This is a genomic window from Actinomadura sp. KC345, assembly GCF_004348515.1.
Taxonomy (GTDB): Bacteria; Actinomycetota; Actinomycetes; order Streptosporangiales; family Streptosporangiaceae; genus Spirillospora.
Genome location: NZ_SMKH01000254.1, coordinates 1 through 11699, shown reverse-complemented (window position 1 = coordinate 11699; position 11699 = coordinate 1). Strand labels below are relative to the sequence as shown.

At 71.1% G+C, this 11699-nt stretch carries 12 protein-coding genes and 1 pseudogene; 4 read left to right on the top strand and 9 right to left on the bottom strand.

The window, feature by feature from the left end:
• The coding region (locus E1281_RS30675; protein WP_165959181.1) for an MMPL family transporter at positions 1-2359 on the bottom strand (2359 nt) is incomplete at its 3' end.
• A gap of 72 nt (positions 2360-2431) precedes the next feature.
• On the opposite strand from E1281_RS30675, the gene E1281_RS30670 reads away from it, so the two are divergent.
• Positions 2432-3091 (top strand): TetR family transcriptional regulator, encoded by a 660-nt coding sequence (locus tag E1281_RS30670; RefSeq protein WP_131883209.1) that lies wholly within the window; start codon positions 2432-2434, stop codon positions 3089-3091.
• A 183-nt stretch (positions 3092-3274) separates the two neighbouring features.
• Here E1281_RS30670 and E1281_RS30660 read toward each other — a convergent pair whose 3' ends face one another.
• The 6 genes from E1281_RS30660 to E1281_RS30635 form a co-directional block, all read right to left on the bottom strand.
• On the bottom strand, positions 3275-3517 hold the full coding sequence (locus E1281_RS30660; RefSeq protein ID WP_131883208.1) for a hypothetical protein: 243 nt from the start codon (positions 3515-3517) through the stop codon (positions 3275-3277).
• Complete coding sequence (locus E1281_RS30655) at positions 3510-3806, bottom strand: type II toxin-antitoxin system prevent-host-death family antitoxin (protein WP_131883207.1); 297 nt, start codon at positions 3804-3806, stop codon at positions 3510-3512. Before E1281_RS30655 ends, E1281_RS30660 begins: the two co-directional genes overlap by 8 nt.
• A 24-nt stretch (positions 3807-3830) precedes the next feature.
• Entirely contained in the window at positions 3831-4190 is a 360-nt protein-coding gene (locus E1281_RS30650; protein ID WP_243717600.1) for a DUF2516 family protein, read from the bottom strand.
• Between the two features lie 195 nt (positions 4191-4385).
• Positions 4386-4907, bottom strand: a complete 522-nt coding sequence (locus E1281_RS30645) for a hypothetical protein (RefSeq protein WP_131883206.1) — start codon at positions 4905-4907, stop codon at positions 4386-4388.
• Positions 4904-5383, bottom strand: coding sequence for a helix-turn-helix transcriptional regulator (locus E1281_RS30640; protein WP_131883205.1), 480 nt, complete (start codon positions 5381-5383; stop codon positions 4904-4906). The genes E1281_RS30645 and E1281_RS30640 overlap by 4 nt, the downstream gene beginning before the upstream one ends.
• 213 nt (positions 5384-5596) lie before the next feature.
• Positions 5597-6193 (bottom strand): hypothetical protein, encoded by a 597-nt coding sequence (locus E1281_RS30635; protein WP_131883204.1) that lies wholly within the window; start codon positions 6191-6193, stop codon positions 5597-5599.
• A 519-nt stretch (positions 6194-6712) separates the two neighbouring features.
• Between E1281_RS30635 and E1281_RS30630 the strand changes: the two are divergent.
• Positions 6713-7414 (top strand): annotated as a pseudogene (locus E1281_RS30630) (sugar phosphate isomerase/epimerase); the annotation flags it as partial.
• 98 nt (positions 7415-7512) lie between these two features.
• On the opposite strand, the gene E1281_RS30625 reads toward E1281_RS30630, so the two are convergent.
• Positions 7513-8391, bottom strand: a complete 879-nt coding sequence (locus E1281_RS30625; protein ID WP_131883202.1) for a neutral zinc metallopeptidase — start codon at positions 8389-8391, stop codon at positions 7513-7515.
• 231 nt (positions 8392-8622) lie between these two features.
• On the opposite strand from E1281_RS30625, the gene E1281_RS30620 reads away from it, so the two are divergent.
• A complete protein-coding gene (locus E1281_RS30620; protein ID WP_131883201.1) occupies positions 8623-10386 on the top strand; it encodes a DUF2207 domain-containing protein in 1764 nt (587 codons plus the stop codon).
• A gap of 153 nt (positions 10387-10539) precedes the next feature.
• Here E1281_RS30620 and E1281_RS30615 read toward each other — a convergent pair whose 3' ends face one another.
• Entirely contained in the window at positions 10540-10899 is a 360-nt protein-coding gene (locus E1281_RS30615; RefSeq protein ID WP_131883200.1) for a hypothetical protein, read from the bottom strand.
• Between the two features lie 109 nt (positions 10900-11008).
• Between E1281_RS30615 and E1281_RS30610 the strand changes: the two genes are divergently transcribed.
• Positions 11009-11699 (top strand): FCD domain-containing protein (locus E1281_RS30610; RefSeq protein WP_207943577.1); only part of this gene is annotated, 691 nt, incomplete at its 3' end.

The window sequence follows — 11699 nt, the reverse complement described above, 5'->3', positions numbered from 1 at the left end:
GGACGGCGGGGCGGCCGCGGCCGGGCCACCACCAGTTGGCGTGGCCGAGCAGGCTCATCAGCGCCGGGACGAGGACGAGGCGGACGATCGTGGCGTCCAGGGCGACGGCGACCGCGAGGCCGAGCGCCATCATCTTGACCGTGGGATCGGGCTGCGGGACGAAGCTCGCGAACACGAAGATCATGATGAGCGCGGCCGAGGTGATGAGCCGGGCGGTGGCCCCGATCCCGGTCACGACGGACTCGTGCGGGTCCCCCGTCCGGTCGTACTCCTCCTTGATGCGCGACAGGAGGAACACCTCGTAGTCCATGGACAGGCCGAAGACCAGGGCGAACATGAACAGCGGCACGAACGACATGATCGGGATCGACTGGTCCACGCCGAGCAGGCCGACCCCCCAGCCCCACTGGAACACGGCGGTGACGATGCCGAAGGACGCGCCGATCGACAGCAGGTTCATCAGCGCCGCCTTGATCGGGACGACGATCGACCGGAAGGCGATGACCAGGAGCAGGAGCGCGACGCCCACGACCGCGACGACCACGGTGAGCATGCGGTCCCCGACCGTCTCGGCCAGGTCGATGATCGCGGGGTTCTCCCCGCCGAGGTAGATCTCCGCCTCCGGGTGCGCGTCCCGTACCTGGGGGATCTCCACGCCGCGCAGCCGGTGGACGAGGTCGGTGGTCGTCTCGTCGTGGGGCGCGTCCCGCGGGGTGACCCGCACGATCGCGGTCGTCCCGGTCACCACGGGTTCGCCGACGAACACGACGCCGGGGGCCCCGGAGACGGCGCGTGCCAGCTCCTGCCCGACGAGGACCGCGTCCTTGTCGGGCTTCTCGTTCGGGTCCGGGGCGCCCTTGGGGCGTGGCTGCTCGGTCTTCCCGGCCGGCGACGGGCTCGATTCCGGCGCCGCGGGCCCGGTCAGGCCGCCGAGGCCCTGCATCCCGTCGACCGTGGGCACCGGCTTGTCGGGCTTGTCCTGCTTGTCGGGCTTCTCGCGCTCGGCCGCGCCGGGGACCTTCGCGACGATCACGAACGGGCTGTAGTGCCCGGCGCCGAACTCCTCCGCGACGATGTCGTACGCCTGCCGGGTCTCCATGTCGGGTGAGGCCATGCTGTCGGCCATCACCCCGAACCGCAGGCTGAGCGTCGGGACGGCGAGCGCCAGCAGGACGAGCGTCGCCACGATCGCGTAGGGCCAGGCATGGCGGTCCACATGCCGTCCCCACCGCATCCAGCGGCGCGAACTCCGCTCGGGACGGACGCGGGGCAGCTTGTACCGGTCGATGCGCGTCCCCATCGCCCCGAGGATCGCGGGCAGCAGGGTCAGCGCGGCCAGGACCATGACGGCCACGGCGAGGGCGGTGACGATCCCGATCCGCCCGACGAACCCGATTCCGGACAGGAACAGCCCGCAGATCGCGAACACGACGGTGCCGCCGGCGAACACGACGGCATGCCCGGAATGCGCCATCGCGCGTCCGACCGCCGTTTCGGCGTCGTCGCCCTCGGTGAGCTGCTGGCGGTAGCGCGTGACGATGAACAGCGCGTAGTCGATTCCGGCGCCGATGCCGAGCATCGCCGCGACCATCGGCGCGATCGGATGGATCTCGGCCACCGACGCCAGGAAATGGATCAGGGAGTACGAGAGGGCCAGGGCGCAGAGCGACACCAGGATGGGGATGCCCGCCGCGAAGTACGACCCGAACGCCAGCAGCAGCACGCCCATGGCGAGGACGATCCCGGCGCCCTCCTGCGGCCCGCCCTTCGGCTGGTTGAGCATCATCGCGACGATGCCGCCGAACTCGACGTCCAGCCCGGCCATCCGCGCAGGACCGACGGCCTCGTCCAGCCTGTCGAGGTCGGCCTGGCTCACGTCGCCCATCGTCCCGGCGAAGTTCAGCCGGACGACGACCGCGTCATCGGACTTCAGCCCGCCCATGCCCTGGACGTAGGGGTTCTCGGCGAACGCGACGCGGTCGAGCTTGGAGATGTTGTCGATCGACTGGCCGATCGTGAGGGCCACGCGCCAGTCGGCCGGGCTGACCTCCCCCTTCTCATGGAAGACGACGGTCGCGGTCGGCCCGGCCATCGCCGGGAAGTCCTCGGACAGCGTGTCGATGGCGCGCTGGGTCTCGGTGCCGGGCAGCGAGCTCTGCTGGACGAACATGCCGCCGTGCATGATCCCGAGCACCCCGGCGCCGAGGATCATGACGACCCACAGCTCGAAGACCGTCCGCCGCCTCCGCACGCACAGGCGCCCGAGCGCCCCCAGGAACCGCGCGATCCTGCCGAGGTCGCCGGGCGGCCCGTCCGCCCTGCCGGCAGGGCCCGCACCATCCGCAGAATTCCGCGCCATGTCCGCAGAGAACACCCAACGCGTGCAGTTTTGCAATAGATGCAACTTTGCAGTCATGGTAACGTCCGTCACATGGACGGCGCTGACGCTGATCAGGCGCCCGGCGACCACGACGCCGGGCGGACGGGCCTGCGGGAGCGCAAGAAGCGGCGCACCCGGCAGGCCATCGCGACCGCCGCGCTGCGCCTGTTCGCCGAGCGCGGCTACGAGGAGACGACGATCGCCGAGATCGCCGGCGCGGCCGACGTGTCACCCCGCACGTTCTTCAGCTACTTCCCGTCCAAGGAGGACGTGGTCTTCGCCGAGATCGACGACCGTCTCGCCGAGGTGTCCGAACGGCTGCGCCGCACGCCGGGCGAAACCCCCATGGAGACGATCCGGCGCAGCGTCATCGACGTCCTGGAGGCGCTCGTCTCCGAGCACGGCGAGTACGGCGCCGTCCAGATCGCCCTCATCCTGGGGCGGCCCGGCCTCCAGGCCCGCGCGCTCCAGCGGATGACCGACACCCAGGAGAAGATCGAGGTCCTGCTGCGCGACCTGTGCCCCGGCCTCTCGGAGATCGACGCCGTCGCCGCGTCCGGGATAGCGATCGGCGGCATGCAGGCGGTCGTCGCGCACTGCCGCCGCGAGGGCTACGACCCGCTCTCGATGCGCACCGCCCTGGACCGCGCCGTCGACATCGTGGAACACGGCCTCATCTCGGTCGACGCGCTGTCCCGCCCGTCCCCCTAGAACACCGGGCACCGGCCGGCGGAGGCGCCCGCCGCCCGGTGCCCGGCCCCGCGCTTATTCCTCGACCTTGATGCGGAGGCGGCGGAAGCCGCGGCCCTTGTTCTCGACCTTCGCGACCGTGATGCGGCCGATCTGCTCGGTGGAGCCGACGTGCGTGCCGCCGTCGGCCCGAGCCGTATGCGCTCAGTCGTTGACGACCACTTGCTGGATGGTGATCGTGCCGGTTCCGTAGGCGTTGTAGTAGATCGTCACTTCGTCCAGCTCCAGCCAGTACATGTCGGCAACACCCTCGTAGGACTGGCTTCCGGGTGGGTGAGGCTGCTCCAAAAGCAGGAGGACGACGTCGAAGACCAGCTTGCGCAGCCCGTCCGGTAACGCCGCCATCTGCCGGCGGACCGGCGCCGTGATCATCAGATGGTCAGGCATCGAGCCTGCCCGCCGCCCATTCCTCCGGCGTGGCATCGCGCCACCGGTCGAGGTCGTCGCGGTGGATGACGAGCGTTCCCTCAGGGACGACGCCCTCGTCGAGCGCCTTGCGGAACTGCTCGGCCTGCCAGCGCAGGTGGTCGGTGAACATCACGTCGTACATGGTCTTGGAGACCACGACGACCGGAGCGGAACCGTGCCGGGTGATCTCTACGGGCTGCCCATGGACGGCCGCGGCGTGAATCCTGCCGAGCCGGGTGCGTGCGTCCTTCAAAGGAACACTTTCCATGCCGAAAGTGTACACTCCGAGGGATCACCAGGGGCCGTAGGGGCCCGATCGGGAGCCGCCGCCGTTCTTCTTCTTGTACGGGGCGACCGCCGGGCGGACGTCGGCCAGGTAGATGGCGGCGCCGATGAACGCGGCGACCGGAAGGATGCCGATCAGCAGGCCGATGGGGCGGATGCCGAGCGCCGCGGGGGCGATCGCGTGGGCGCCGCCGAGGACCGCGGCGACGATCAGGACGATCATCCACATCTTCTTGCGCCACTTGCCCGCCGCCGCGAACGCGCTCTCGGGGACGGTCAGCGAGTCGATCAGCGCCCAAGCCTCCATCACGAACGCGATGATCAGCAGCAGCCAGAAGAAGTAGTCCAGCACATTGAAGCTCTCCATCGGCGATCAGCGCTCCTGCTCGTCTCGGACAGCGACTCCACGTCGCGCACACGGGGTCTGACTACCCCAACCCTATGCGCGCCGTCCAGCGGAGTCCGGTGACCCGGTTCCGCCCGGCGCCACGGAGCCGCCTCTGGGAAGGACGAAGGGGCCCGGCCGGGTGTTCCCGGCCGGGCCCGTCGATCAACGCCGCGTTCAGGCGCCGTTCTTCTTCGTGGTGGACCGCGTCTGCCCCGTGCTCTTGGACTGCCCCGTGCTCTTGGACTCCAGGGTGCCCTTGGCGGGCTTCCTCGGCTGCGCGGTGCGGGTCCGCGCGGCGGGCTTCGCGTCGGCCTCCGTCAGCTCGGCGACCTCGACGGCCTCGCGGTGCACGACCTTCTTGCCGCGCTCGGCGAGCTCGTCGATGAAGCCGACCGCACGGGTGCCGAAGTGCGTCGCGTAGGCGACGGCCGCGCCGGGCAGATCCTTGGCGTCGACGCGCTCCTGGTACCTGGTGACCTCGCCGCGGTAGCGGTCCACGGTGTCGCGGACCTGGCCGCGGTAGCGGTCGACGGTCTCGCGGACCTCGCCCTGGTACTTCGTCGCGGTCTCGCGGGCACGGCCCTGGTACCTGGTCACCTGCTCGGGGACCTCACGGATCTTCTCCACCGCGAAGTCGCCGGCGCCGGCCACTGCGTACACGGCCTTGTTCTCTCGGAAGTTGCTGGCCAGCGTCATCCGACCTCTTCCTTTCCGTTCTGTTCTGGTCCGGCCTTTTCTGGCACGGCTGTCATCGGCATGGCTCGTTCGGGCACGTCCGGGTCGTCCGCGGGCTGATCGGGCTCGGCGCGCTCTGCCGGGAGCACGCCGGCCGCCTCGTTCTCCTTGAGGAACGAGGCGTAGATGTCGAGGACGACCTGCTTCTGCCGTTCGGTGAGGAGCACGTCGTCCCGGACGGCGGCCTGCACGTCCGTCTCGGCCTCGCGGTCTTCGAGGATCCCGGCCTGCACGTACAGCACCTCGGCCGAGATCCGCAGCCCCTTGGCGATCTGCTGCAGTATCTCGGCGCTCGGCTTGCGCAGCCCGCGCTCGATCTGGCTCAGGTACGGGTTGGATATCCCGGACACGTCCGCGAGCTGGCGGAGCGAGATCTTCGCCCGCGTCCGCTGCTCCCGGATGTACTCCCCGATGGAGCCGACCTTCGAACTTGCCATGTCTCCACCCTGCGTCATGGTGCTTGCAATTGCAAGCAGTGTAGCTAGCACTCGCCGGTGAGTCCGCTCACACGGGATGCGCCGGGATGCCGAAGGTGCCACAAGTCAGGACGCTTGCCGCGAACAAGCTCGGCAAACACCAAAAAGAACCGGCCGGCGCGTGGGCGCCGGCCGGTCGGCTGATCCTCACCGCGCTAGCGCGGTGAGGACGTGTCAGCGGTTCGAGAGACCCCGGTACTCGACCCACAGTTCGATCCTGCTCAGGCCGTCCACCGACATCTCGACGTGGCCCGCGTGGCGGAACCACAGGACCCACAGCGGGTGCATGCCCGGGTCCTCCGCCCATTCCGGTTCGGAGACCTCGCCCCGGACGTAGGCCAGGGCGCGGTCGGCGAGACGCTGCAACTCGGCCTTGCCGGCCCAGCGCAGGGACGTGAACGTCCCGTCCGCGAGGACGGGGTCGCCCAAGGTGCCGACGCGGTGGAGCCACCACCAGTGCCCCCGGTCCCCGGCGGGGCCGGAGACGCGTGCGCAGGGGTTCCCGCGCCAGGTCAACCGGCAGATCCCCTCCAGTTCCGTGACGATCATGCCGGTCTCCCCGGTGACCACGTTGCGGACCACCGTCTCGACCTCGGCGACCGAGCTGGAGTGGAACTTGTCGCGGACGTGCCCGGCGGGGCCGGCCCAGCCCTCGCCGGTCGCGCACTCCCCGATCAGCACGAGGGTGCTCCCTTCGACCTCGCGCTCGACGACGGCGCCGGCGGACAGCCGGTCGCAGAACTTGACGAGGTCGTTGCTGTTTGCGGTCATATGACCATCTCCTTTGTTTTTCCGAGTGCGGCTTTGCCGCAGTGGTCACCGTTCCGGAACACCAATCCGCGACAAGCGCCGCGATGGCGGAAAGTGAGTGTTGGCCGGAACGGGATTCAGCTGTAACGACGAATTCGTCCAATGTTCACGAAATCCGGAAAAGCGAGCGCGGTCGCCTCGTGAGCCGGCCGCACGGCCGGTCGGAGGCACGAGCGGCCGGAAACGGCGTCAGGCGTGCGGCCCCGCGACGTTGCCGCCGGCGGATACCGCCGGACGGCCACCTTTGGCGCTGATCAAAGCGCACGACGTCCAGGACGTCGTAGTGACACAAACGAAGGAGAACGTATATGGCTACGGCCGCAGCCTCCCGGCGACAGCGGGGAGAGCGAAGCGAACCGCTGGAGAAACCCTCGGTTCCGCAGAATGAGGGCGACCGCTCCGCGCGGGTGACCCTCTCGAACACAGCGGTCCTGCCGCTGCCCGTGATCTCGACCTTCGAGATCCCGGGACCCGGGCTACGACGGTGTGGAGATCATGCCGCTGGTCCCCGACCCGACATCGCGGAGGGTCAAGTACCTCCAGCGTCTGCAGGACCGGTTCCAGATGCCGGTCAGGTCGATCCACGCACCATGCCTGGGCCCGCCGACGGCGGGCGTCTGGGGGTGGAGCCCCCAGGCCCAACTGGCGGCTTCCAAGGAGGCCGCCGAGGAACTCGGCGCCGGTGTGGTCGTGGTACACCCGCCGTTCAGGTGGCAGCCCGGCTACGCGCAGGGCTTCATGAGCCTCCTCACCCGCCTGCAGGGCTCGACCGACGTCAAGATCGCTGTGGAGAACATGTTCCCCCGGCAGACCGTGAAGGGGTACCTGCCCGACTGGAACCCCGTCGGACCCGGCTGGGGTTCCGACGGCCCCAGGTGGGCGACGCTCGACGTCTCCCACGCGGCCGCCGCCGAACTCGATTCCGTCGAGTTGGCCGACGCGTACGGCGAACGTCTCGCCCACGTGCACTTCTCCGACAGCGAGATGGGCACGGACGACCACATGGTTCCCGGCCGCGGCAAGCAGCCGTGCGGGGAACTCCTGCGGAAGCTCGCCGACGACGGCTACACCGGCGACATCTGCATGGAGATCAAAAGCGCCTTCGTCACCCGGACCGAGCGTGAGAAGCGCCTGGCCGAGGCACTCGCCTTCGTCGACACCCACTGGCCCACGCGCCGGTGATCACGAGCCTCGCCCGCGCGGGGCCCGCACACCAGGAGTTCCGGTCGGACGGCGCGAGCCACCGACCGGGATTTCCTTGTCGCCGGGAAGGCCCGGGGTCAGTCGACCTTGGAGGCCGGGGCCGTCCAGGTGTTGCAGACGGCCAGGCGGCGCCCCTCGTAGCCGGTGACGACCCAGCCCGCGTAGTTGCGTCCCGAGCCGTGGTCGCGCTCGTCGGGGGGCAGCCGCTCGTCGCCGCGGCCCCGGACGTCCCTGATCATCGCGTTGAACTGCTGCCGCGTCATCGGGAGCGTGACGCGTTCCGTGCCGAGGAAGGCGCCGGCGAAGCACTGCGCCTGGAGCTCGATGCGGCGGCTCGCCTCGTTGCTCGCGCCGGTGTCGCCGCTGTCCATCAGCCGGTTCCCGTAGAGCAGGATCCCCGCGCGGTCCTGGACGTGGTGGCCGTACTCGTGCGCGATCACCCGCGCGTACACCGAGTAGTTCGACAGCGGCTCGCCGCCCGAGGTCTCCACGACGTGCCGCACGCCCACGTACATGGTGTTGTTGGCCGGGCAGTAGAAGGCGGACGCTCCCGGGGCCGGGTAGGTGCCGCACGGGCTGCGGCCCGGCTCGTCCCAGAACACGCGGTCGGGCTCGTCGAACGCGATCCCGGCCTTGCCGAACTGCTTGGACCACGACTCGTCCAGGCAGTCGCTCAGCACGTTCATGAACTGGCGCATGGACGCGGTACTCGGCTGGATCCGGGGCACCCGGCAGTTCACGGGCGTCAGCGCGCCGCTCTTGTAGAGATCGCTGTTGACGGCCTGCTCGCGGGAGGACGTTCCGCCGCCGGACGAGATGGGTCCCCCGGCGCCGGAGCCGCCGCCCGCCTCGACGAAGAGGGTCGCCCCGAGGATCGCGACGACGGCCAGCGACGTGAGGGCGCCGAAGATGCCCGCGATCGTCCCGCCCGAGCTGCGGCGCGGCGGCGGCCGCATCCGGACGTACCGGTACTGGGCCGGCCGCCCCTGCGGCCCGTGGGCAGGCGGACCGTACCCGGGAGGGCGGTATCCAGGCGGGCCGTGACCGGGCGGGCCGTAACCGCCGGGCGGCCGCTGACCCGGGTGGCCGTACGGCGGTGCCGGGCGCCGCGGGGGCGGAGGCGGCGGGGGGTACTGACCTGCCATAGCAGAGAATCATCGCATGCGTTGCCGATACCATTTGCGGCCATGTCTGCCCTTGCACCGTTGCGCCGGATACGGCCGGTCCTTCTGACGCTGTCGGCCGTGGCCCTTCTGCCGGTGCTGACCTGCACTTCCGCGGCCGCGTCCGAGGCCGGACGGGCGCCTCAGGCCGCGCAGGCCGCGCAGCCGCGGGTGCTGAAGGACGAGGCCGTCCTCACCGCCGGCAAGGGCGGCGTGATCAAGGTGAGGGAGACGGTCCTCTACCGGTTCGCCGACGAGCGCGGCTTCCAGCGGACGTTCCCCACGCGCAGCCACGAGAGCCTCACCGAGGACCGCGTCCACAGGCTGTCGGACCTGCGGGCGAGCAGCCCCGACGGCGGGCCGGTCGCGGTCGGCTCGTCCAGCGAGGACACCACGACGACCGTCAAGGTCACCGGCGGCGACGGGCTGGCGGGCGACCGGACGATCGTCCTGGAGTACGAGGTGCGCGGCGCGATCACGCGGATGGGGCAGGCGGAGGAGCTGCGCTGGCCGGCGATCGGCGGCTGGAGCGTCCCGGTGGACGACGCGCGCGTGACCGTCGACGCCGGTGCGGCGATCCGCAGCGTCAACTGCTTCACCGGGCCGATCGGCAGCACGATCGGCTGCACGCAGTACTACATGAACCACACGCACACGCAGGGGGTCTACGCGCAGAAGCGGATGCTGCCTGGCGAGTACCTCACGGTCGTCGCGGGCCTCCCCCAGGGCACGACCGGCGGGAAGGCCCTCTACGAGCGGCGCCACACGATCGCGACGGCGTTCTCCGTCAACCTCGTCACCGGGGCCGCGCTGGCCGGGCTGCTGGTGCTGCTCGGCGGCGGCGTCATGGCGCTCTACCTGCTGCGCGGGCGCGACGCCCGCGTCGTGGGCAGGAGGGCGGCCGAGGGCGACCACGCGCCGGTCTCCGGGACGGAGTTCGAGCCGCCGGACGGCGTGCGTCCCGGCCAGATCGGCACGCTGATCGACGAGCAGGCCGACGTGATCGACGTGACCGCGACGATCGTCGACCTCGCCGTCCGCGGCTACCTGCTGATCGAGGAGGAGGACCGGGCGCGGACGGGCCGCCTCGACTGGACGCTGCGCCGGCTGGACCGTCCCGCCGTGGACCTGCTGCCCTACGAGCGGATCCTGCTGGACGCGCTGATGACCGCCCCGGACGGCACCGGCCGCGACGCGGTCAGGCTGTCGGAGCTCGGCGGGACGTTCGCCACGAAGCTCGCCCAGGTCAGGTCCGCGATGTACGACGACGTGGTGAAGCAGGGGTGGTTCGCGCGGCGCCCCGACACCGTCCGGTCGCGGTGGACGGTCGCGGGGATCGTCCTCACCGTGCTCGGCATCGGCGCGACGGTCGCGCTGGCGCTGACCACCGAGTGGGCCCTCGCCGGGCTCGCGGTGATCATCGCGGGGGCCGCGCTGGCGTACGGCGGCCAGTACATGCCCGCCAAGACCTCGCGCGGCGCGACCGTCCTCGCGCACACGATCGGGTTCCGCGCGTTCCTGGAGCGCGGCGCCGTCCCGGACGACGGCGCGACCGCGTCCCGGCAGAAGATCGCGCTGTTCTCGCGGTTCCTGCCGTACGCGGTGGTGTTCGACACCGTCCCCATGTGGGCGGAGACGGTCAAGCACGCGGGTGAGCGGGCCGAGGGCGCCGACAACCTCTACTGGTACGAGGGCCCCGCCGAGTGGGACCTGTCGAACTTCGCCGAGTCGATGCGCACGTTCACCCTCGCCACCTCGGGCTCGATCTCCCAGTCGCGCGGGATGTGACGGCGCCTGCGCGGCACTCGCGGGTCGGACCCGCGGTGACCGCCGGGAGGGGTCTCGGCGATCACCGCGGGCTCGGACGATGCCCGCCGGGTGGGGTGCGGGGCATGGGTGCCGGCTCCGGCGGGCATCGCGTTTCTCAACTTCTCGGACATGTCACCGGTTTCCGCGCGAGCGCTTCCCGCGTCTCCCGCCACGCCGCCCGCGCGTCTCGGATGCACGCGCCTGCTGCGCCTCGCGCTCGCGTTCGGCCGCGATGTGCGCCAGGACCTCGCGGCGGGTCACCGACGGGGCCGGGTCGTTGCGGTTCCGCTGGGCGGGGCTGCCCTCGATGACGCCGCCCTGGACGGGCCCGCGGTGCGGCAGGCCGGTGCCGCCGGTCCGCGGGCCCGTGTTCGGGGGCTTGCGCGACGTCATCAGCGTCATCGCGATCCAGATGACGAGCGCGGAGAAGATCGCGACCGGTGCGACGACATAAAGGGAGGTGTCTCCCAGGCGGGTGACCTCGGCGAGCATGGTGACACCTCCTCCCTCAGGCCCCTACCCGACATCAGGGCCCTAATCGTCCGGAATCTTCCGCGCGGCAGGCCGTAAGATGTCTGACGTCTTACGAAAGGAGGTCTTGGTGGGATTGAGTCCCGTGGCCGGAGGGTCGACCGTCGATGCCGTGCTCGAACAGCTCCAGGCGCAGGTCAGCGGCGGTTTGTGGGCGCTCGGTGCGCGCATCCCCGCCGAGACGGAGCTGGCCGGGCGGCTCGGCGTGAGCCGTCCCGCCGTCCGGGAGGCGATCCGCGCCCTGACGCACGTCGGTGTGCTGGAGGTGCGGCGCGGTGACGGCACGTACGTCCGCAGCACCGCCGACCCGCGCCCGCTGCTGCGCCGCGTGGCCCGCGCGTCCGCCCGGGACTTCTTCGAGCTGCAGCTCGCCTACGACGTCCAGGCGGCCCGGCTCGCCGCGCGCCGCCGCACCGCCGCCGACCTCGCGCGGCTCGAGGACCTGCTCCGCGCCCGCGACGAGGCCACCGAGGCGGACGCGTTCGGCGCCGCGGACGCGGCCTTCCACCTCGGCGTGGCGGAGGCGTCCGGCAATCCCGTCCTGATCGAGGCGATGCGCTTCTTCATCGACCGACTGCGCGAGTCGGTGCGCGACGTCCGGCTCGACGGCGAGGTTCCCGAGGCGGGGCCCGCCGCGCACCGCGCCGTCCTGGACGCCATCGCCGCGGGCGACCCGGAGGCCGCGGCGTCGGCGGCCGCCGCGGTCGTGGAGCCGACCCTGGCGGTCCTGGAGACCCTCGTCCCCCGCGAGCCCGTCCCCC